Genomic DNA, 19,754 nt, shown 5'->3' on the forward strand with positions numbered 1-19,754 from the left:
TTCAGACGGCCTTTTTTTATTTCTTCATCAAAGCCCGTTTGATGATAATCATCCAGTCTTTCTTATCCAACAGCGGGCGCTGGTTAAACACGTCATATTTGCAACCGTCCAGCTTCTGCAAAATCAACTGGCCGCCGATAATAATCATGCGCAGCTCAAAACCGATTCGCCCTTTGAGGGTTTTGCCCAACGGCGAGCCTGCCTTCAGCATTTGAAAGGCACGTTGACACTCGTACGCCATCAATCGTTGAAAAGCAAAGTCGGCTTTGCCGGCCGCAATCTGCCCTTCGCTGACTTTGAACTTCTGCAAATCTTCCTGAGGGATGTACACGCGCCCTTTCTGACAATCTACCGCCACGTCCTGCCAGAAATTAATCAACTGTAAGGCAGTGCAAATGCCGTCGCTTTGCGCCATGCTCACTTCATCGGTTTGCCCGTACAAATGCAGCATAATGCGCCCCACCGGATTGGCGGACAAGCGGCAATAGGCAATCAATTCGCCAAAGTTTTCATAACGGGTTTTGACCACATCCTGGCTGAACGCCGCCAGCAAATCATAAAACGACTGCAACGGCAATTGAAACGGCTCAATCGCTTCGTTATGCAAACGCTGCATCAATGCCGTTTGCGGTTTCCCGCCTTGTGCAATGCGGTCTAACTCTGCCTTCAGTTCGTCTAGTTGGCGCAGGCGTTCGGCTGATTCGGCATTGCCTTCGTCGGCAATATCGTCCGCCGTCCGTGCAAAAGCGTAAACGGCGTGAACCGGCTTGCGCAAACGGCGCGGCAGCACAATGGAGCCGACAGGGAAGTTTTCGTAATGATTGACTGACATGGGAAATCCGAAAATTTAAAATAAAATGTTTTTGCTGACAGGCCGTCTGAAATTCAGACGGCCTTACGTTTGGCCGCAAAGAAATCCTGCAATACGCTTTGGCATTCTTCTGCCAATATGCCGCCCAAAATTGCGGTATGCTTGTTCAGACGTTTGTCGGCAAACAAATCAACCACGCTGCCTGCCGCGCCGGTTTTGGCTTCGGCCGCACCATAAATCACGCGCCCGACCCGCGCCTGTATCAAGGCAGATGCGCACATGGAGCAAGGCTCTAATGTGATGTACACGTCGCAGTCTTCCAAACGATAGTTTTGCAAGGCTTTGCCAGCCGCAGCAAGCGCGTTGATTTCGGCGTGGTGGCTGACATTGTGGTCGCCAATGCAGGTATTGTGTGCCGCTGCGATTGCCTTGCCTTGATATACGATGACTGCGCCAACGGGCACTTCGCCCAATGCTGCCGATTGTCTGGCCTGTTCTATCGCCAGCCGCATAAAGGCTTCCATATCGTTTTGAGAAGGGAAAACGGCAACAGGCGGATGGTTTTTCAAAGCCTTGCCCAGTTCCGTCTTTCTCTCCTCGGAAATATGCCGGACATCCACACCTGAAACCAGCGCAGCCAATTGCCACAAGGTGCTTTTGGTTACGGTCAAACCCGACGCTTTCAGCAATAGAAATGCGCGGACTGCGCCGATTTCCTGTAAATCTTCCAGTTTACAAATATCCAATTCTTTTAGCGCGGCCAATGTTTTAGGCGCAAGTGGTGGCGTGGTCAGCATGGATTATTCCTGAAAATGCTGACGCGCCAAGGCTAAGGCCGTCTGAACATAATCGCTGTCTGCGTAAGGATCTAACGTGTGCGCCAAAGGAATTTTTCGCAACCAGGTCAACTGGCGTTTTGCAAGCTGGCGTGTGGCGACAATGCCTTTTTCGACAAAGGTGTCATAATCGGTTTCACCTTCGAGATAATCCCAAGCCTGACGGTAGCCCACGCAGCGCATAGACGGCATATCGGCATGCAGTTGCGGATAATCGCGACGTAAAGCGTGCATTTCATCGAGGAAACCGTGTTCCAGCATATTTAAAAAGCGTTTTTCGATTTGCTGGTGTAACAAATGGCGGTCTTCGGGAATCAGGGCAACCGTGCATAAATCCAATAAATGCGCGACCTGCTTCTGCTCTGTGAAATGTTCGCTCAAAGGCTTGCAGGTCAAAAGATAGACTTCCAAAGCGCGTTCAATACGCTGGCTGTCATTGGCTTTCAGACGGCCTGCCGTAATCGGGTCAACTTCCTGCAAACGGCGATACAGGCCTGCCAGACCGTGTTCGTTTTTTTCTGCCTGAAGTTGTGCGCGCACTGCCGTATCCGCACAGGGTAAATCGTTCAAACCTTCCGTCAGCGCGTGGAAATACATCATCGTACCGCCGACAATCAATGGATAGCGACCGCGCGCATGTATTTCGTTCACCAAGCACACGCAATCGCCGACAAAATCCGCCGCGCTGTAACTTTCCAGCGGCGAGATAATATCAATCAAATGATGCGGTACGACGGCAAGCTCTTCGGCAGTCGGCTTGGCCGTACCGATGTCCATGCCGCGATACACCAGCGCGGAATCCAAACTGATGATTTCCACCGGCAACGATTGGGCAATATTTAAGGCCAGTGCGGTTTTACCGCCGGCGGTCGGGCCGAGTACGGCGAAAGCTTTGGGCGCGTTCATAAGAAAACGGAAAAATTAAAAATGCGATTATAGCAAACCCGGGCAAACCATATTTCAGGCCGTCTGAAACATTTGCTCTACATTATCAAAAGCGTTACACTTGCTGCGCCGTTTCAGACGGCCTTTTATATTGATTTCAAACCTGCTGCTGCCGTCATTGCGCCGACAGTCAAGCCGTCAGTGACACTGCGTCGCTGTAAACACGAAAGAACACACTATGACCGTATCTCCCGTAGCCTTGCGCCGTCAAACCGAGCGCAAGCCGCATCCGACTGCGCGTTATTGGAAAAAATGCGATGTCGAGGCCTTGTTTGGACTGCCTTTCCTCGACCTTATTTTCCAAGCCGCCGAAATCCACCGCCAAAACTTCAACCCGCGTGAAATCCAACTCTCCACCCTGCTCTCCATCAAAACCGGCGGTTGTCCCGAAGACTGCGCCTACTGCCCGCAATCGGCACACCACAACACCAATCTGGGCAAAGAGCAGATGATGGACGTGGACGAAATCGTCGAAAAAGCCAAAATTGCCCAATCTCGCGGTGCCAGCCGTTTCTGCATGGGCGCAGCATGGCGCGGCCCCAAACCCAAAGACGTGGCTGTCGTTTCCGAAATCATCAGCGCGGTGAAAAGCTTGGGCATGGAAGTGTGCGGCACCTTCGGCATGCTCGAGGACGGCATGGCTGAAGACTTCAAAAAAGCCGGCCTGGACTACTACAACCACAACCTCGACACCGACCCCGAACGCTACAACGACATCATTCACACGCGAAAACACGAAGACCGCATGGATACTTTGGGCAAAGTCCGCAATGCCGGTTTGAAAGTCTGCTGCGGCGGTATTGTCGGCATGAACGAAACCCGCGCCGAACGCGCAGGCCTGATTGCCAGCCTTGCCAACCTCGACCCGCAGCCTGAAAGTGTGCCGATCAACCAGTTGGTTAAAGTAGAAGGCACGCCGCTGGCCGATGCCGAAGATTTGGACTGGACGGAATTTGTCCGCACCATCGCTGTGGCACGGATTACTATGCCGCACAGCTACGTCCGCCTGTCCGCAGGGCGCAGCAATATGCCCGAATCCATGCAGGCCATGTGTTTCATGGCTGGCGCAAACTCGATTTTCTACGGCGACAAGCTGCTGACTACGGGCAATCCGGACGAAGACGGCGACCGCCTGCTGATGGAAAAATTGAATCTGTATCCGCTGCGCTTTGAATTGGAAGAAGAATACAAAGCCGCGCAGGAAACGCCTAAAATCAAAGTCGACTATTAACCGCCATCAACAAAGGCTGTCTGAAACTTTTTCAGACGGCCTTTTATCGTTATTCAACATTAAAACTTTCAATCTTCCGTATCCACTCTTCCTTTTCCGCCTCGCTCAAAAACGAAGCGCGGAACGAATTGGCGCACAAGGTTTTGATTTCTTCCGCACTCAAATCCAAAGACTCGGCAAGCGCTTCAAAATTGCGGTTCATATAGCCGCCGAAATACGCCGGATCGTCGGAATTGACAGTTACCAACACGCCGCGTTGCAACATACAGCGCAAATTGTGTTTTGCCATCTCAGGGAACACTTTTAATTTCAAATTGCTCAACGGGCAAACGGTCAACGGCATTTGTTCTTTAATCAAACGCGCCATCAATGCCTCATCTTCTTCCGCCCGTACGCCATGATCGACACGGCGGATATGCAGTAAATCCAAAGCCTCATAAACATATTCCGGCGGGCCTTCTTCTCCGGCATGGGCCACCGTCAACAAACCCTCCACCCGCGCCTGCGCAAACACGCGTTCAAACTTAGATGGTGGATGCCCCAATTCGCTCGAATCCAAGCCTACGCCGATGATGTGTTCTTTATAAGGCAAAGCCTGATTTAAGGTTTCAAATGCGCTTTCTTCCGATAAATGACGCAGGAAACACATAATCAAACGCGTGCTTATACCCCATTGCTGCCCGGCTTCACGGCAGGCTCGGACAATGCCGTTAATCACGGTTTCAAACGCCACGCCACGCGCAGTATGGGTTTGCGGATCGAAAAATATTTCCGTATGTACGACATTGTCTTCGCGGCAACGCTCAAGATACGCGCGGGTCAAATCGTAAAAATCCGCCTCGTGCAGCAATACGCCGGCACCGGCATAATAAATATCCAAAAACGACTGCAAATTGTGAAAATCATAAGCCTGCCGTACCGCATCGACATTTTCATAAGGAATCGCTATGTGGTTGCGCTTGGCGATTTCAAACATCAACTCCGGCTCGAACGTTCCTTCGATATGAACGTGCAGCTCGGCTTTGGGCAGGGCTTGGATAAATTGTTTGATATTCATATTTTCTCTGATTTTCGGTTTATATTTAATATTGAAGGCCGTCTGAAACTTTCAGACGGCCTTTGACTATTTATCTGTTAAAAACCATTTTCCATCATAATTTCGCCGGGGATGCGGTTGCGGTGCATGGCATAGCCCAAATCCATCAGGGCTTGGAAAGTGTCTTTGACCATTGCCGGATTGCCGCAAACCATAAAGCGCGTATCGGCTTTGGTAAACTTGAAGCCGACTTTTTCTTCCAAGCCGCCATTCTTCAGCAATTCGGGAATCCGTTTGCCGCTCAATGCGCCTTCTGTTTCCTCACGCGTAGTGACCGGAACAAAAGTGAATTTATGGAAATATTCTTCAATCAGCGGATGCTCTTTCAAATCGGCAAGGCGTTGGTTGAAAATCAACTCGTCAGCATAAGAGACGGAATGCGCCAAAACCAAACGGTCGAAACGCTGCCAGATTTCAGGCTGCTCGATAATAGAGAGGAAAGGCGCAATGCCGGAACCCGTGCAGAGCATGACCAAATCTTTGCCGTCGGGGAAACGCTCGGGCAAGAGGAAACCGGTAGCCGTTTTATCCAGCAAAATGGTATCGCCCTCTTTCATTGCTGCAAAACGCGCCGACATCGGGCCGCCTTCGATTAACACCGCGAAATACTCAAGCGTATCGGCGTATTCGGCAGACACGACAGAATACGCGCGCCAAATAAAGCCCTCGCCGTCACGGAAACCAAGGCGCGAAAACTGCCCTGCCGAAAAACGGTAGGACTCAGGACGGCTGATGGCAAAAGTCATCAGCTTAGGTGTATGGTGTTTGATCCACAAGACTTTTTCTTCGGTAAACTTGGCTTCTGGAGAAGCTGCCATAATAGGTTTCCTTAATATTCGGTATCAGTTTCAAATAGGGCTTATTATAAAGATTCAAAAGGCCGTCTGAAATATTTATTTTCAGACGGCCTTTAAGATTATTCACGACGCAAACGGATACTGATGCCTTTTTGTTCCAAAATCAAATCGTTACCGTCAAAACGATAGTTCCACACGCTTTGTTTGCGCAAAAACGCATCTTCCAGCTTCATGTCTTCACACAGCATCATGCTTACCGCAATATGGCCAAAATCAATTTTGTCCGAACCAATCGTATTGGCTTGGAACATCATACCGTTACACCCCATCTTGCCATACGCCTTAGGCATCTCGCTCAAATCCAGATAGGCATCAGTACCGGCCAAATCTTTTTCGGTGAATTTATTGAAAGAAACCACACGCCATTTGGCGGCTAAAGTAGGTATTTTCATTTGATGTGATTCAGATGATTTGCTAGAAGAAATATGTGGCTGACTTGATAAAGGCTTATCGGCAGGCGTAGAACAAGCAACCAATACAAATGCACCAATCATTGCTGAAATAAGGGTTTTCATGACTCATCCTTTTTTAGAAATCTTCTTTATCGTCTAACTGTATACCAAATGGACAACGGTTTTTTTACTGTCCGCATCAAAAAATAGGTACAACTCATCGCAACCATATTCCTGAAATTTATATCCGCTCAAATAGCCGACATAAGGAAAAACTTTTCCATCATCTCGTTTGGGTGTATCCATTAAATTACCGTACTCTTCTTGGAACATTTCATCAATATGGTTAAAACCTTCTTCCAACATACCCTCTGATAATCCACCGGCATCCTCAATCAAATCTCTATCCAACCCGGCATCCTGACATTGTGAATCTGCAGCTTCCTTTAGTGCAACCAATTCTTCCAAAGTATATTTGCTATCCAGCTCAATAGGTACATATCCCTGAAGGAATTTTCCATATTTCAGATACAAATTTTTGATGGCATTAAAACAAAGATGATTGATTCTATATACGTTTTCTAATTCTTCCTGCGTATCCTGCCGATAAATATACGGCGTTTTATACCAAGCTGCCTGATCAAAACTCATACCCTGTTTTTCCGCAATCTTTTGCGCCTGTTCTGTTATTCTGATTTTGATTTCAGACGGCATTTCCTTGTTTTCCAAAATAAAAAAACGCCAATCGCCATTAAACCGATATTTACCGTTTTCATCAACATCAAAACAAATGCTGTCTTCAAAATTATAGCGGTCATGAAATGCCGATGTATGCTCACCTACGCAACCCGAATGAATTTCCGCAGGCTGGACGAAATGTATCCAGAACTCTTCACTATCAGGACGTATAAATTGAAGATTAAGCGAACAAATGGGCAAGAAATGTTTCGCATGTCGCTCTATCTCTTCAGAAAAAACTTCTTCCGGAGAGGGAAATGGACGAATAAATTTTTCAGGGATATTCATCTTAATCACCATAATTTAAAGGCCGTCTGAAAAACGATTCACCTTCAGACGGCCTTTAAGCCTTATTTACAAAGTCGTATCCAATGCTTTGGAAATATCGTTCCAAATATCATCTACGTCTTCGATACCGACAGAGAAACGCAACAGGCCGACTTTGATGCCCATCTCCATTTTCACATCATGTGGTACGCCGCTGTGGGACTGGGAGTAGCAATGGTTAACCAAACTTTCCACGCCGCCGAGGCTGGAAGCCATTTTGACCAGTTTCATGTTTTTAATCACGCTATTGGCCGCTTCACGCGTGTCATTTTTGAGATAAACCGTAACCACGCCGCCGATGCCTTTGGGCATTTGTGCTTGGGCGAGTTCATAATGTTCGTGAGATGGCAGGCCGGGATAGAACACTTTTTCAATGGCAGGATGGGTTTCCAAACGGCGCGCAATTTCGAGTGCGTTTTGGCAATGGGCATTCATGCGCAGAGCCAGCGTTTTGATACCGCGCAAAACCAACCAGCAATCCATCGGGCCTGCAATCGCGCCGGTATGCACCATCATATCGTGCAAAGGCTGCGCCAGTTCTTTGGTTTTGGCAACAACTACGCCCATCAATACGTCCGAATGGCCGCACAAATATTTGGTAGCGGAATGGAACACAAAATCGCAACCCATATCCAACGGCTGTTGCAGATACGGCGTGGCAAAGGTATTGTCGATGCCGACCAGTGCACCGGCTGCTTTGGCTTTCGCTGCAAGCGCTTTGATGTCTACCAAGCGCAAAAGCGGGTTGGACGGCGTTTCCAGCCAAACCAATTTGACATTGTGCGCTTTAAGCAGCTCGTCCAAATTATCCGGATTACCCAAATCGGCAAAAACAACGTTCACACCCCATTTTTGATAAACATCGACCAATAAATCATAAGCACCGCCGTAAATATCGGCGACCGCGACAATGGTATCGCCCGGGCGCAGGAAAGTACGCCACACGGCATCAATCCCCGCCATACCGCTGGAAAACGCAAAGCCGGCCGCACCATGCTCCAAATCGGCAACCGTATCTTCCAATACCTGACGGGTCGGGTTGCTCAGGCGCGAGTAGCGGTAAGGCACATTTTCGCCAATCTCGTGCAATGCAAACATACTGTTTTGATAAATGGGCGGCATCAGCGCACGGTTGTGTTCGTCGCAATCGTAGCTGGAATGAATGGCTTTCGTGGCGAATTTCATTTGGTCTCTGCCTATGTAGATGTGAATAATCGAAGATTTTATCACTATCTGAAAAATAGAAACAATCAATGCAGGCGGATAAAGCAAGTGATATAATCTCGCATTTGCAAATTGGCCGACACGAGCCGATTCCCTCCACACGCATCTCAACAATCCTATCATGAAGGACATACCACGCATGAACGCCATTGCAGACGTGCAATCCAGCCGCGATTTACGCAACCTGCCAATTAATCAGGTCGGCATCAAAGACCTGCGCTTTCCAATTTCCCTCAAAAGCAAAGAAGGCGAACAATCCACCGTCGCCCGCCTGACCATGACGGTTTTCCTGCCTGCCGACCAAAAAGGCACGCATATGTCGCGCTTTGTCGCCCTGATGGAAAAACAAACCGATGCTTTGGATTTCGATACGCTGCACAAGCTGACCGCCGATATGGTTGCCCTGTTGGATTCGCATTCCGGCAAAATCAGCGTTTCCTTCCCGTTTTTCCGCAAGAAAAGTGCGCCTGTCTCCGGCATCCAATCGTTGCTCGACTATGATGTCACCCTGACCGGCGAAATCAAAAACGGTACATACAGCCACAATCTGAAAGTAATGGTTCCGGTTACTTCATTGTGTCCGTGTTCCAAAGAAATTTCCCAATACGGCGCGCATAACCAACGTTCTCATGTGACCGTCAGCCTGATTGCAAACGCGGATGTAGGCATCGAAGAAATCATCGATTACGTCGAAGCACAGGCAAGCTGCCAGCTCTACGGTTTGCTCAAACGCCCTGACGAGAAGTATGTAACGGAAAAAGCATACGAAAATCCGAAGTTTGTCGAAGACATGGTTCGCGATGTGGCCACTGCACTGATTGCCGATAAACGCATCGAATCGTTCGTCGTCGAAAGCGAAAACTTTGAATCGATACACAACCATTCCGCTTACGCTTATATCGCTTATCCTTAAAAGCCGAGCCGAAGAGAAACAAAGGCCGTCTGAAAATTTCAGACGGCCTTTGGCATAGATTGAACGATAACATGAGACTATCGGTCATATATGGGCAACCCTATTTCGATATAATTCAAAAGCATTAGATTTCTCTCGCAATATTTAACTTAAATTAAGCCGATTGTTTTGTCCATCATTTATAATGACGGTTCCTCAACGGCATCTCCGTAGATACTATGAAAAAATTCCTTTATTTCCTCATTGCATTTTTAGGCTTGAGCAGCTTCGCATTCGCAGTAGATGCCAATGATTTGCTGCCTCCAGAGCAAGCCTTTGTACCTCAAGTCAATGTAACCGATCAAGGCATCAGCGTGCAGTTCAAGATCGCTGACGGCTACTATATGTACCAGTCCAAAATCGTTGCAGCGACCAATCCTGACAAAGTCTTGGGTGAACCCAAATTCAGCAAAGGCGAAGAAAAAGAAGACGAATTCTTCGGCAAACAAACGGTTTACCACCATACCGCACAGGTTGACCTGCCTTACAAACAAGCCGCACCGCAATACAAACTGACGCTGACTTATCAAGGCTGTGCCGAAGTGGGTGTATGTTATCCGCCTGTGGACACCGAGTTTGACGTAAAAGGCAACGGGGTTTACCAGCCGCAAAGCGACGAGCCGGTTTCCGCCAAAGACCGATTCTTGCAACCGTCCGCCTCTTCAGACGGCCAAATGCCCACGCAACCCAGTACAAACAATCCCGACAGCAGCCGCTTCAAGCTCTCTTGGGATACTTTAAACGCCAACCTGTTGGCGTTTTTTGTCGCAGGTTTGGGCTTAAGCTTTACAGCCTGTATGTATCCGCTCCTGCCGATTGTTTCCAGCATTGTCGTGGGCGATAAAAAAGCCGGCAAAGGCCGCGCGTTCACTTTGTCTATGGTGTATGTACAAGGTTTGGCATTGACCTATACCTTGGTCGGCGTAATTGCCGGTTTGACCGGCGCGCTGTTGACTGTATGGCTACAACAGCCGTGGGTTGTACTTGCCGCCGCCGCGTTGATGGTAATACTGGCGCTGTCCATGTTCGGCCTCTTCAATATCCAGCTGCCCAACTCCGTCCAATCCTATTTCCAAAACCAAAGCAACAAACTCTCCGGCGGCAAAATCATTTCCGTCTTCATCATGGGTATTTTGTCCGCCCTGATTGTCGGCCCTTGCGTTGCGCCTCCGCTGGCATTTGCTTTGGGCTATATCGGCCAGACCGGCGATGCTGTATTGGGCGGTCTTGCGCTTTATGTCTTGGCGCTTGGTACCGGCGTACCGCTCATCATCATCGGCACATTCGGCGGCCATATCCTGCCTAAAGCAGGCGACTGGATGAATGGCATCAAATACGCATTCGGCTTCATCTTACTGGCCGTTGCCGTATACCTTGCCACACCGCATCTGCCTTATTTCGCAGTAGTCAGCCTCTACACCTTGCTGATGATTGTTCCTGCCCTTATGCTTTTGACGAAATCCGGCAAACAAAAAGGCCGTCTGAAAACAGTTGCCGCCGTATTGGGCTTTTTACTGCTGATTGGCGGCTCATGGTTTGGCTGGCAAAGCTTTAATAAACAAACCACCGCCCTGCACCACTTCTTAACGCTGGTTCCGCCATCCGAAGCCGGACAAGAAACCGAACACGGCAAGATGTTTACCGATGTCGGCGAACTTAAAGCCGCTATGGATGCTGCCTTGAAAGCCGACCCAAGCAAGCCCGTGCTGATTGATTTCTACGCCGACTGGTGCGTATCCTGCAAAGAAATGGCCGCCTACACGCTCAACCAACCGCAGGTACACGAAGCAGTCGATATGCAGCGCTTCTTCCAAATCGATGTAACCGCCAACACTCCTGACCATCAGGCCTTACTGAAAGAATACGGCCTCTTCGGCCCTCCGGGCGTGTTTGTTGTCCGCGCCGACGGCAGTCATAGCGAAGCCTTATTAGGCTTTGTCAAACCCGATGCCTTTATCGAATGGTATCGCAAAAACGAGAAATAGCCGTCTATAAAAAGGCCGTCTGAAAACAGATTTTCAGACGGCCTTTTCTTATGTTCAGAAATTAAAATTCATCTTGAGGCCAATGTGTAGAACGCAAAATGCTGGAATCCACATCTTGAATATTGCGATGACCGGTAAACGCCATGGAAATATCCATTTCTTTATACAGGATTTCCAGCGCACGGGTTACACCTTCTTCACCATACGCACCCAAACCATACAGGAACGCCCGGCCTATCATCGTACCTTTCGCACCCAAAGCCCAAGCCTTCAAAATATCCTGACCGCTGCGGATACCGCTGTCCATCCAAACCTCGATGTCGCTACCCACCGCGCTGACCACATCAGGCAAAGCCTTAATGGCAGACACAGTATCGTCAAGCTGACGGCCGCCATGATTGGAAACGACCAATGCGTCTGCACCGCTTTTCGCTGCCTTTTCCGCATCTTCAGGCTCCATAATGCCTTTGATAATCAGCTTGCCGCCCCATAAATCTTTAATGCGCGCCACATCGTCCCAGCTCAAGCGCGGGTCGAATTGTTCGGAAGTCCATGAAGACAGCGAAGACAAATCACCGACGTTTTTCGCATGACCGACGATATTGCGGAAGGTGCGGCGTTCCGTGTTCAGCATTTTCATACACCATTCCGGTTTGGTCGCCAAATTGATTAAATTGGCAATGGTCGGTTTCGGCGGCGCAGACAGGCCGTTTTTAATGTCTTTGTGGCGTTGACCCAAAACCTGCAAATCGGCAGTCAATACCAAAGCCGAACAATTAGCATCTTTTGCACGCTTAATCAGGTTCTCCATAAACTCGCGGTCGCGCATCACATAAAGCTGAAACCAAAACGGCGCGCTGGTGTTTTCAGCCACATCTTCAATCGAACAAATGGACATGGTTGAAAGCGTAAACGGGATACCGAATTTTTCCGCCGCCCGCGCCGCCAAGATTTCACCGTCGGCGTGCGCCATGCCAGTAAAACCGGTCGGTGCAATCGCCACCGGCATTTTCACATCCTGCCCGATCATTTTGGTCTCAAGGCTGCGTCCTTCCATATTAACCAATACTTTTTGACGGAAACGGATGTCTTTAAAATCCGAAGTATTTTCACGATAAGTGGTTTCCGTCCAAGAGCCTGAGTCAATATAGTCATAAAACATACGCGGCATTTTACGTTTGGCAACAAGGCGCAAGTCTTCGATACAGGTTATTTTGCTTAAATCACATTTCATTGTCGATTGCCTCTGTTAAGGTAAAGATGGACGATCAAGGCCGTCTGGACATTTCAAACACCTCATTATTTTACTCCATCAAAACAACTAAATTTTAAGAATAATTTGATAATCTATATCACTATCAATATTAAATCAAAACATTTTAACCCTGATATTTGTAAGGTTGATAGCCTTTTTTCAGACGGCCTTAAATCCAAATCGCAGAAAAATAAAGAAAATATTTTCCGATTTAAAAATCAGCCAATGCCACCATTTAAACAAACAATCAAACCAAGCCGCCACATACTTGACTGAAACACTCAGATATTAGACAATTCCCCCACTAATAAAAACGCCCCACACAGGCAACCACACCATGAGACTGACTACCAAAGGGCGATTTGCAGTAACCGCCATGATAGATTTGGCGATGAACGCGCAAACCGGCGCTGTCAAACTCAGTGCCATCAGCGAACGACAAAGCATATCGCTTTCCTACCTCGAACAATTATTCAGCAAGCTGCGCCGTGCCGGATTGGTTGAAAGCCTACGCGGCCCCGGCGGAGGCTATATCCTTGCCGCTCCCGCCGAGCAAATCAATATTGCACAAATCATCTCCGCAGCCGAAGACCGACTGGATGCCACGCAATGCGGCAGCAAAGCAAACTGCAACCACGGCGCCCCCTGCCTGACCCACGACCTTTGGGAAAACTTAAACAAAACCATCAATGATTACCTCAGCGGCGTTACGCTGCAAAGCATCATTGAACAAAAAAACTGCAGCGACAGCAGTCATGTCGTTACCTTTACACACATTCATTAAACCGACCTACGGCAAAGACCGCAGGCAGATGACCAAACGAAAGAGCAAACCATGACCGTCAAAACCCCCGTATACCTCGACTACGCCGCCACTACTCCCGTTGACCGCCGCGTTGCCGAAAAAATGATTCCCTACCTGTCCGATATTTTCGGCAATCCGGCCTCCAACAGCCATAGCTTCGGTTGGGAAGCAGAAGAAGCCGTAGAAAAAGCACGTGCAGACATTGCAGCCCTGATTAACGCCGACTCTAAAGAAATCGTTTTCACCAGCGGCGCAACCGAGTCCAACAACCTCGCCATCAAAGGCGCGGCGCACTTCTACAAATCTAAAGGCAACCACCTCATCACCGTAAAAACCGAGCACAAAGCCGTGCTCGACACCATGCGCGAACTCGAACGCCAAGGTTACGAAGTAACTTATCTGGACGTACAAGAAAACGGTTTGGTTGATTTAGACGTACTGAAAGCCGCCATCCGCGAAGACACCATCCTCGTTTCCGTCATGTGGGTAAACAACGAAATCGGCGTGGTTCAAGATATTCCTGCCATCGGCGAAATCTGCCGCGAACGCAAAATCATTTTCCACGTTGATGCAGCACAAGCATGCGGTAAAGTGCCTGTCGACGTTGAAGCCACCAAAGTTGATTTGCTGTCTATGTCCGGCCACAAAGTATACGGCCCTAAAGGCATCGGTGCCCTGTATGTACGCCGTAAACCACGCGTCCGCCTCGAAGCCCAAATGCACGGCGGCGGCCACGAACGCGGCTTCCGCAGCGGCACCTTGCCGACCCACCAAATCGTCGGCATGGGCGAAGCCTTCCGCATCGCCAAAGAAGAACTCGAGCAAGACATGGCACACTACCGAAAACTGCGCGACATCTTCCTCAAAGGCATCGAAGGCATCGAAGAAGTCTATATCAACGGCGACCTCGAACACCGCGCCCCGAACAACCTGAACGTCAGCTTCAACTTCGTCGAAGGCGAAAGCCTGATTATGGCGGTCAAAGAACTCGCCGTATCCAGCGGCTCCGCCTGTACTTCTGCCAGCCTCGAACCAAGCTACGTCCTGCGCGCGCTCGGCCGCAATGACGAATTAGCGCACTCTTCCCTACGCATCACCTTCGGCCGCATGACCACCGAAGAAGAAGTCCAATTCGCAGCAGAACTGATTAAATCCAAAATCGGCAAACTGCGTGAACTGTCGCCTCTGTGGGAAATGTTCAAAGACGGGATTGATTTGAATTCGATCGAGTGGGCGGCGCATTAACTCAAAGAAAAGGTCGTCTGAAAATCCTAAAAAGACCTTTCAGACGACCTAAAAGCCAAATCAAGCGAACGTAGGTGGGGTTGATAATTTAACCTACTTAATACTGGGCTGTTTGATGTGTTTTTGATGTTAATTTAGCTAACCTTAGGAGACTGACTAAAATGAAAATTTTAAAAGAGCATTTTGAATACAATAATGGAACATACTCGCTTGTTGAGTTGGAAAATTATCAATGCATTGAAAAGTGGGAACAAAATGGCAGGCAGGTCGAAATTAAGCCTAAAGAAAATGAGGAAAATAAAGTAACAAGTATTTGGCTTGTTATTTATCAAGCAGGGACATTATTAATAAATGGTCCTTCATTTTTAACCCAAAAAGAATTTGATGCTATCTTTAAGGATTTTGAAAATATTCAGGTTGATATAGAGAGAACTTTTCTCTTCGCCCAAAAATATAACATGGTTCTACCTAGAAATTATTCGATTACTCCATTTTATAAAGACGGAGCTAGAAGTGCTTGTATTGATTTTAGTAAAGATGATTTTGATAGTTTAAGAGAGTTAATAAATTCTTTTAAAAAGCAAGTGTAGGTTGGGTTGAAAATTCAATAAATTTGTTAAGCCCCAAAAAATGTGAGATTTGACGATTCAATCTATCCAACCCTCACATTAAAAATAAAAAAGCAAGCGTAGGTTGGGTTGAAAAAAACCAACAAGCCTATCAAAGCACCCGAAATGTTGGGTTTAACAACCCAAGCTACCTAATAAATAAAAAAGGTCGTCTGAAAATCTCCAAAGACCTTTTCAGACGACCTAAAAGCCACCACATTAAAATCAAGGATACAAAACCATGAACGAACAAGATTTAGATTTGGACAATCTCGACAACCTGCTTGAAGATTTTGACGGCGTTACCGTAGAGGGCGGCGTCGATTCGGAAAACGACGACGGTTGCGAAGGCGGCGCGTGTAAAATCTAAACTTCAGGCCGTCTGAATATTCGTAAACAAACCATTTACACCACTAAAAACACAAAGGAAACCACATCATGGCATACAGCGATAAAGTAATCGACCACTACGAAAATCCCCGCAACGTTGGTACTTTCGACAAAAACGACGAATCTGTCGGTACCGGCATGGTCGGTGCACCAGCCTGCGGTGACGTAATGCGTCTGCAAATCAAAGTAAACGATGAGGGTATTATCGAAGATGCAAAATTCAAAACTTACGGTTGCGGTTCTGCCATCGCTTCTTCCAGCCTGATCACCGAGTGGGTCAAAGGCAAAAGCCTGGATGATGCGCTGGCAATCAAAAACAGTGAAATCGCTGAAGAATTGGAATTGCCTCCAGTTAAAATCCACTGTTCCATTTTAGCTGAAGATGCGGTAAAAGCGGCCGTTGCCGACTATCGCAAACGTCAGGAAAATAAATAACCGGATTCAGCGAACCTTTGTCGGCAGGTGCTCCCAAGATTCCTGGCAACTCTTCGAGAAAAGCAAATCTGGTGGTTTATTCCCCTCTTCTTTTGTGGGGAAAAACTAAGTATGCAGAAACTAATCGTTTTGAAGTTGCTGCCAAATTTGGGACTACCTACCAATCTATCCCCTCTCCCGCGGGAGAGGGTTAGGGAGAGAGCAATAAGCTGCTGCTTATATTCAGCAAAATCAAAGAAGACGATATGCCTTTTACTGATGAAGAAATCCAATCCCTACTTACTGTCAAAGGCATAGGTAAAACCATATTGCAACGTTTGCAGCAAATGGGGTTGGATGATGTTGCCAAGCTGGCGGCGGCAGATTTGGACGATATTTTGGAACAGGGCGCACAATTGACCGGCTCGACCTGTTGGAAAAACAGTCCGCAGGCAAAAGCTGCCATTGCTGCTGCAATAGAGTGGGCACAACAGCGTTTTCAGACGGCCTGAGCGTCAAGAGGCCGTCTGAAATAAAAAAACAGGCAAAACAGAAAATGATTGCGAAATGAGGAAAAAAGCATGATTACCATCACAGAAAACGCAGCCAAACACATCAACGGCTACCTGACCAAACGTGGCAAAGGCTTGGGTGTGCGCTTGGGTGTGAAAACCAGTGGCTGCTCAGGCATGGCATACAACCTTGAATTTGTCGATGAAGTGAACGAGGACGACCTGATTTTTGAAGAACACGGCGCACGCGTTTATATCGATCCAAAAAGCTTGGTTTATCTAGATGGCACGCAAGTTGATTACACCAAAGAAGGCTTACAGGAAGGTTTCAAATTTGAAAACCCAAACGTTAAAGACTCTTGCGGCTGCGGTGAGAGCTTCCACGTTTAAAAAATAAAAATGGCGGGAAAGTATCAAAACCATCCCGCCATTTTTTGGCTTCTTGCCTATTATAGCTACCTTTGCCTTTTCTTTTTCGTTCTACTTGGTGTCGGAACAAATCAGATTTGACTAAGGCTTTTAAGACATTGTCTCGTATTTTGCCTTTATTATGTTGTACCTTACCGGTCATATTGTTTTCCTTTCGTATAAACATTTTCCGGATTATATCGTAAAATAATCCTCTTCTTTAGATTTTTCCTTTAATATCATGTCTCAATACTTCAACCTCTTCCAGCTTGAGCCATCTTTCAATATTGATACCGAAGCACTCGAACAAAGCTATCGAACTTTAGCAGCCCGTTTTCATCCCGATAAATTTGCTTCTGCTTCAGCTTTTGAGCAGAAACAAGCCGTCATGATGTCTTCTACAATTAATGATGCCTACCGCACATTAAAAAGCCCTATTGATCGGGCTGCTTATCTCTTGAAAAGCCAAAATATCGATGCTGATGCACCTGAACACACTTCGTTTTCACCAGAATTCCTCATGCAGCAGATGGAATGGCGGGAAACATTGATGGATGCTCAAATGGAACAAAACCATGATGCCATCCGAGCACTGGATCAAGAAATTCAAGAAGTACAAAGCAACCTATATCAAGATTTGCAACAAGCATTTGAACAACAGGATTATGAATCAGCCGCACAATGGGTACGGCATGGACGCTTTCTTAATAAGCTTCGCAATGAAATTGCTTCAATCTTATAAAGTACATATGCTGTTACATTTGCCTAAGTTTTATAGCAAATGATTTTATATGTAAAACAAAAACCGTATCAGATTTATCTGATACGGTTTTCTTATATTAACTACCGATTAGCGTTTTTTACCGGTAACAGTAGCAACAGCCAGGTTTTCGTTACGTTTCAGAGAAACGCTTTCAACACCTTCTGGCAATTTGATGTCTGACAAGTGCAGAATGTCGCCGGCAACAACTGATGCACAATCCAGCTCCAAGAAAGCAGGAATGTTTGCAGGCAAAGCAACTACTTCAACAGAAGTATTCAACAGAGATACGCGACCACCTTGCAATTTAACAGCTTGAGAGTTTTCAGCGTTAACAATGTGCAGAGGAACGCGGATGCGTACAGGTTGATCAGCTTTTACAGCTTGGAAGTCGATGTGTTGAACTTCGCGACGGAATGGGTGCATTTGGAAGTCACGCACGATAACGTCTTTAGTTTCACCGTTCAAAGACAGTTTAATCAAAGCAGTATGGAAAGATTCTTTTTCCAATGCGTAGAATACAGTTTTGTGGTCTACAGCGATAGCAACAGGCTCTTGACCTTCACCGTACAGAATGCCAGGGATTTGGCCTTCGCGACGCAGGCGGCGGCTCGCACCAGTGCCTTGGGCTTCGCGAACAGAGGCTTGAATTTCGTAAGTCATGTTTAATACTCCAATTTAGATAAAATCGTCGTCATCGGCCGCGACCAGCTTAAGACGACATCGGGTTATGGCAGCAACATGCCACCAGTCATCACATCCTCATTGAAAAGATATGAGACGGATTCTTCATTGCTGATACGGCGTACCGTTTCAGCCAGCAAACCGGCAATGGTAACTTGACGGATGCGTTCACATTTCTTAGCTGCTTCAGACAACGGAATCGTATCTGTCACAACTACTTGGTCAATTTCGGAAGAAGCAATTCGATTCACTGCTTCGCCGGAGAATACTGCATGGCTGGCGTATGCCAGTACACGATCCGCACCGCGCTCTTTCAGGGCAACAGCCGCTTTACACAAAGTATTTGCCGTATCGATCATATCATCTACGATTAAGCAAGTACGGCCTTGAATATCACCAATAATATTCATCACTTCAGCCACGTTGGCTTTAGGACGACGTTTATCAATAATGGCCAAATCAGCATTTAAAGATTTAGCAACAGCACGTGCACGTACAACACCACCAATATCAGGGCTGACAACAGTCAAATTGTCGATACGTTGTTGTTTAATATCGTTCAATAAAATCGGGGTAGCGTAAATATTATCTACCGGAATATCAAAGAAACCTTGAATTTGGTCGGCATGCAAGTCAACAGTCAATACGCGGTCGATGCCTGCTGAGTACAACATATTCGCTACCAATTTAGCAGAAATCGGCACACGGACAGAGCGAGGACGGCGATCTTGACGCGCATAGCCAAAGTAAGGAATCGCAGCAGTAATACGACCGGCAGAAGCACGTTTAAGTGCATCAGCCATAGTCAAAATTTCCATCAGGTTATCATTGGTTGGCGCGCAGGTAGGTTGCAAAATAAACACATCGCGACCACGCACATTTTCCAACAACTCAATGGCTACTTCACCATCAGAGAATTTGGAAACGGTGGCTTCACCGAGTGAAATATCCAAATGTTTGACAACACGTTGCGCCAATTCCGGATTTGCATTACCGGTAAACACCATTAAACTGTCATAAGCAGCCATATCTTCACCTGATTCTAGATTTGATTTACGCGCAGAAAACATTACGCTTCCCTTTGCCCTATGTCTAAGACACTAATTGCGCGATTATACGCATAAAGACGGGTAAAAAAAAGTTTTTCAGCGTTATTTCGCTCTGCGCGTAAAAAAGCGTGTAAGAAAACTTACACGCTTTTATTTGGCTGGGGAGGAAGGATTCGAACCTTCGCATGCTGGAATCAAAATCCAGTGTCTTAACCGCTTGACGACTCCCC

General features: G+C 47.3%; 23 protein-coding genes and 1 tRNA gene. 11 read left to right on the forward strand and 13 right to left on the reverse strand.

Annotated features, from left to right (window positions below):
- Positions 1 to 16: 16 nt before the first annotated feature.
- The 3 genes from hpnC to miaA are packed head-to-tail and all read right to left on the reverse strand — an operon-like array spanning position 17 to position 2,553.
- The gene (gene hpnC / locus ACTHSX_RS07300) at positions 17 to 832 is read right to left on the reverse strand and encodes a squalene synthase HpnC (protein ID WP_440377248.1); all 816 of its coding nucleotides are present in this window, start codon (positions 830 to 832) and stop codon (positions 17 to 19) included.
- Between the two features lie 53 nt (positions 833 to 885).
- Positions 886 to 1,608, reverse strand: coding sequence for a tRNA adenosine(34) deaminase TadA (gene tadA, locus ACTHSX_RS07305; RefSeq protein WP_440377249.1), 723 nt, complete (start codon positions 1,606 to 1,608; stop codon positions 886 to 888).
- A gap of 3 nt (positions 1,609 to 1,611) precedes the next feature.
- On the reverse strand, positions 1,612 to 2,553 hold the full coding sequence (gene miaA / locus ACTHSX_RS07310; RefSeq protein WP_440377250.1) for a tRNA (adenosine(37)-N6)-dimethylallyltransferase MiaA: 942 nt from the start codon (positions 2,551 to 2,553) through the stop codon (positions 1,612 to 1,614).
- A gap of 217 nt (positions 2,554 to 2,770) precedes the next feature.
- On the opposite strand from miaA, the gene bioB reads away from it, so the two are divergent.
- Positions 2,771 to 3,823: a biotin synthase BioB gene (bioB, locus tag ACTHSX_RS07315; protein WP_440377251.1), complete on the forward strand. Its 1,053-nt coding sequence runs from the start codon at positions 2,771 to 2,773 to the stop codon at positions 3,821 to 3,823.
- Positions 3,824 to 3,872: 49 nt separating this feature from the next.
- On the opposite strand, the gene ACTHSX_RS07320 is transcribed toward bioB, so the two are convergent.
- The 5 genes from ACTHSX_RS07320 to ACTHSX_RS07340 all read right to left on the reverse strand — a co-directional run bounded on the left by ACTHSX_RS07320 (position 3,873) and on the right by ACTHSX_RS07340 (position 8,418).
- A complete protein-coding gene (locus ACTHSX_RS07320; RefSeq protein ID WP_440377252.1) occupies positions 3,873 to 4,880 on the reverse strand; it encodes an adenosine deaminase in 1,008 nt (335 codons plus the stop codon).
- A 77-nt stretch (positions 4,881 to 4,957) separates the two neighbouring features.
- The gene (locus ACTHSX_RS07325; RefSeq protein ID WP_070608885.1) at positions 4,958 to 5,737 is read right to left on the reverse strand and encodes a ferredoxin--NADP reductase; all 780 of its coding nucleotides are present in this window, start codon (positions 5,735 to 5,737) and stop codon (positions 4,958 to 4,960) included.
- Between the two features lie 98 nt (positions 5,738 to 5,835).
- Positions 5,836 to 6,291 (reverse strand): META domain-containing protein, encoded by a 456-nt coding sequence (locus ACTHSX_RS07330; RefSeq protein ID WP_440377253.1) that lies wholly within the window; start codon positions 6,289 to 6,291, stop codon positions 5,836 to 5,838.
- A 33-nt stretch (positions 6,292 to 6,324) separates the two neighbouring features.
- Positions 6,325 to 7,194: a hypothetical protein gene (locus ACTHSX_RS07335; protein ID WP_440377254.1), complete on the reverse strand. Its 870-nt coding sequence runs from the start codon at positions 7,192 to 7,194 to the stop codon at positions 6,325 to 6,327.
- Positions 7,195 to 7,260: 66 nt separating this feature from the next.
- Complete coding sequence (locus ACTHSX_RS07340) at positions 7,261 to 8,418, reverse strand: trans-sulfuration enzyme family protein (protein ID WP_440377255.1); 1,158 nt, start codon at positions 8,416 to 8,418, stop codon at positions 7,261 to 7,263.
- 178 nt (positions 8,419 to 8,596) lie between these two features.
- On the opposite strand from ACTHSX_RS07340, the gene folE2 reads away from it, so the two are divergent.
- On the forward strand, positions 8,597 to 9,370 hold the full coding sequence (gene folE2 / locus ACTHSX_RS07345; RefSeq protein WP_070461792.1) for a GTP cyclohydrolase FolE2: 774 nt from the start codon (positions 8,597 to 8,599) through the stop codon (positions 9,368 to 9,370).
- A gap of 218 nt (positions 9,371 to 9,588) precedes the next feature.
- The gene (locus ACTHSX_RS07350) at positions 9,589 to 11,394 is read left to right on the forward strand and encodes a protein-disulfide reductase DsbD (protein ID WP_440377256.1); all 1,806 of its coding nucleotides are present in this window, start codon (positions 9,589 to 9,591) and stop codon (positions 11,392 to 11,394) included.
- A gap of 61 nt (positions 11,395 to 11,455) precedes the next feature.
- Here the strand turns inward: ACTHSX_RS07350 and ACTHSX_RS07355 are convergent, their stop codons facing one another.
- Complete coding sequence (locus tag ACTHSX_RS07355; protein ID WP_440377257.1) at positions 11,456 to 12,628, reverse strand: alpha-hydroxy acid oxidase; 1,173 nt, start codon at positions 12,626 to 12,628, stop codon at positions 11,456 to 11,458.
- A 358-nt stretch (positions 12,629 to 12,986) separates the two neighbouring features.
- On the opposite strand from ACTHSX_RS07355, the gene iscR reads away from it, so the two are divergent.
- The 7 genes from iscR (at position 12,987) to iscA (ending at position 17,013) form a co-directional block, all read left to right on the forward strand.
- Complete coding sequence (gene iscR, locus ACTHSX_RS07360) at positions 12,987 to 13,433, forward strand: Fe-S cluster assembly transcriptional regulator IscR (protein ID WP_003680774.1); 447 nt, start codon at positions 12,987 to 12,989, stop codon at positions 13,431 to 13,433.
- A gap of 51 nt (positions 13,434 to 13,484) precedes the next feature.
- Entirely contained in the window at positions 13,485 to 14,699 is a 1,215-nt protein-coding gene (locus tag ACTHSX_RS07365) for an IscS subfamily cysteine desulfurase (protein ID WP_440377258.1), read from the forward strand.
- Positions 14,700 to 14,860: 161 nt separating this feature from the next.
- Entirely contained in the window at positions 14,861 to 15,289 is a 429-nt protein-coding gene (locus tag ACTHSX_RS07370; protein ID WP_440377259.1) for a hypothetical protein, read from the forward strand.
- A gap of 259 nt (positions 15,290 to 15,548) precedes the next feature.
- Positions 15,549 to 15,677, forward strand: coding sequence for a hypothetical protein (locus tag ACTHSX_RS07375; RefSeq protein ID WP_002234986.1), 129 nt, complete (start codon positions 15,549 to 15,551; stop codon positions 15,675 to 15,677).
- A 68-nt stretch (positions 15,678 to 15,745) separates the two neighbouring features.
- Positions 15,746 to 16,132: a Fe-S cluster assembly scaffold IscU gene (iscU, locus tag ACTHSX_RS07380; RefSeq protein WP_003674559.1), complete on the forward strand. Its 387-nt coding sequence runs from the start codon at positions 15,746 to 15,748 to the stop codon at positions 16,130 to 16,132.
- A gap of 245 nt (positions 16,133 to 16,377) precedes the next feature.
- Positions 16,378 to 16,623 carry a recombinase RecA gene (locus ACTHSX_RS07385; RefSeq protein WP_440377260.1) on the forward strand — a complete coding sequence of 82 codons (246 nt, stop codon included), beginning with the start codon at positions 16,378 to 16,380 and terminating at the stop codon, positions 16,621 to 16,623.
- A gap of 69 nt (positions 16,624 to 16,692) precedes the next feature.
- Entirely contained in the window at positions 16,693 to 17,013 is a 321-nt protein-coding gene (gene iscA, locus ACTHSX_RS07390) for an iron-sulfur cluster assembly protein IscA (RefSeq protein ID WP_063075834.1), read from the forward strand.
- On the opposite strand, the gene ACTHSX_RS07395 is transcribed toward iscA, so the two are convergent.
- Positions 16,973 to 17,194 carry an alternative ribosome-rescue factor A gene (locus ACTHSX_RS07395; RefSeq protein WP_440377261.1) on the reverse strand — a complete coding sequence of 74 codons (222 nt, stop codon included), beginning with the start codon at positions 17,192 to 17,194 and terminating at the stop codon, positions 16,973 to 16,975. The genes iscA and ACTHSX_RS07395 overlap by 41 nt on opposite strands.
- Positions 17,195 to 17,272: 78 nt before the next feature.
- Here ACTHSX_RS07395 and hscB point away from each other — a divergent pair, with 78 nt between their 5' ends.
- Positions 17,273 to 17,773, forward strand: coding sequence for a Fe-S protein assembly co-chaperone HscB (gene hscB, locus ACTHSX_RS07400; protein ID WP_308111709.1), 501 nt, complete (start codon positions 17,273 to 17,275; stop codon positions 17,771 to 17,773).
- A 108-nt stretch (positions 17,774 to 17,881) separates the two neighbouring features.
- Here the strand turns inward: hscB and ACTHSX_RS07405 are convergent, their stop codons facing one another.
- The 3 genes from ACTHSX_RS07405 to ACTHSX_RS07415 form a co-directional block, all read right to left on the reverse strand.
- Positions 17,882 to 18,454 carry a 50S ribosomal protein L25/general stress protein Ctc gene (locus ACTHSX_RS07405; RefSeq protein WP_004519902.1) on the reverse strand — a complete coding sequence of 191 codons (573 nt, stop codon included), beginning with the start codon at positions 18,452 to 18,454 and terminating at the stop codon, positions 17,882 to 17,884.
- 65 nt (positions 18,455 to 18,519) lie between these two features.
- Complete coding sequence (locus tag ACTHSX_RS07410) at positions 18,520 to 19,503, reverse strand: ribose-phosphate pyrophosphokinase (protein WP_101755247.1); 984 nt, start codon at positions 19,501 to 19,503, stop codon at positions 18,520 to 18,522.
- Positions 19,504 to 19,679: 176 nt separating this feature from the next.
- Positions 19,680 to 19,754, reverse strand: a tRNA-Gln gene (locus tag ACTHSX_RS07415).

Origin of the sequence: Neisseria sp. P0014.S002 (genome assembly GCF_051958295.1) — a bacterium.
In the GTDB taxonomy this organism is placed as follows: domain Bacteria; phylum Pseudomonadota; class Gammaproteobacteria; order Burkholderiales; family Neisseriaceae; genus Neisseria; species Neisseria flavescens_B.

Coding starts and splice junctions, on each gene's coding strand:
- ACTHSX_RS07340 (WP_440377255.1), bottom strand. CDS start 8,418: ATGAAATTCGCCACGAAAGCCATTCATTCCAGCTACGATTGCGACGAA.
- ACTHSX_RS07335 (WP_440377254.1), bottom strand. CDS start 7,194: ATGAATATCCCTGAAAAATTTATTCGTCCATTTCCCTCTCCGGAAGAA.
- ACTHSX_RS07355 (WP_440377257.1), bottom strand. CDS start 12,628: ATGAAATGTGATTTAAGCAAAATAACCTGTATCGAAGACTTGCGCCTT.
- ACTHSX_RS07350 (WP_440377256.1), top strand. CDS start 9,589: ATGAAAAAATTCCTTTATTTCCTCATTGCATTTTTAGGCTTGAGCAGC.
- hscB (WP_308111709.1), top strand. CDS start 17,273: ATGTCTCAATACTTCAACCTCTTCCAGCTTGAGCCATCTTTCAATATT.
- iscA (WP_063075834.1), top strand. CDS start 16,693: ATGATTACCATCACAGAAAACGCAGCCAAACACATCAACGGCTACCTG.
- iscU (WP_003674559.1), top strand. CDS start 15,746: ATGGCATACAGCGATAAAGTAATCGACCACTACGAAAATCCCCGCAAC.
- ACTHSX_RS07385 (WP_440377260.1), top strand. CDS start 16,378: ATGCCTTTTACTGATGAAGAAATCCAATCCCTACTTACTGTCAAAGGC.
- tadA (WP_440377249.1), bottom strand. CDS start 1,608: ATGCTGACCACGCCACCACTTGCGCCTAAAACATTGGCCGCGCTAAAA.
- ACTHSX_RS07375 (WP_002234986.1), top strand. CDS start 15,549: ATGAACGAACAAGATTTAGATTTGGACAATCTCGACAACCTGCTTGAA.
- ACTHSX_RS07365 (WP_440377258.1), top strand. CDS start 13,485: ATGACCGTCAAAACCCCCGTATACCTCGACTACGCCGCCACTACTCCC.
- hpnC (WP_440377248.1), bottom strand. CDS start 832: ATGTCAGTCAATCATTACGAAAACTTCCCTGTCGGCTCCATTGTGCTG.
- ACTHSX_RS07370 (WP_440377259.1), top strand. CDS start 14,861: ATGAAAATTTTAAAAGAGCATTTTGAATACAATAATGGAACATACTCG.
- ACTHSX_RS07395 (WP_440377261.1), bottom strand. CDS start 17,194: ATGACCGGTAAGGTACAACATAATAAAGGCAAAATACGAGACAATGTC.
- bioB (WP_440377251.1), top strand. CDS start 2,771: ATGACCGTATCTCCCGTAGCCTTGCGCCGTCAAACCGAGCGCAAGCCG.
- miaA (WP_440377250.1), bottom strand. CDS start 2,553: ATGAACGCGCCCAAAGCTTTCGCCGTACTCGGCCCGACCGCCGGCGGT.
- ACTHSX_RS07330 (WP_440377253.1), bottom strand. CDS start 6,291: ATGAAAACCCTTATTTCAGCAATGATTGGTGCATTTGTATTGGTTGCT.
- ACTHSX_RS07325 (WP_070608885.1), bottom strand. CDS start 5,737: ATGGCAGCTTCTCCAGAAGCCAAGTTTACCGAAGAAAAAGTCTTGTGG.
- ACTHSX_RS07405 (WP_004519902.1), bottom strand. CDS start 18,454: ATGACTTACGAAATTCAAGCCTCTGTTCGCGAAGCCCAAGGCACTGGT.
- iscR (WP_003680774.1), top strand. CDS start 12,987: ATGAGACTGACTACCAAAGGGCGATTTGCAGTAACCGCCATGATAGAT.
- ACTHSX_RS07320 (WP_440377252.1), bottom strand. CDS start 4,880: ATGAATATCAAACAATTTATCCAAGCCCTGCCCAAAGCCGAGCTGCAC.
- folE2 (WP_070461792.1), top strand. CDS start 8,597: ATGAACGCCATTGCAGACGTGCAATCCAGCCGCGATTTACGCAACCTG.
- ACTHSX_RS07410 (WP_101755247.1), bottom strand. CDS start 19,503: ATGGCTGCTTATGACAGTTTAATGGTGTTTACCGGTAATGCAAATCCG.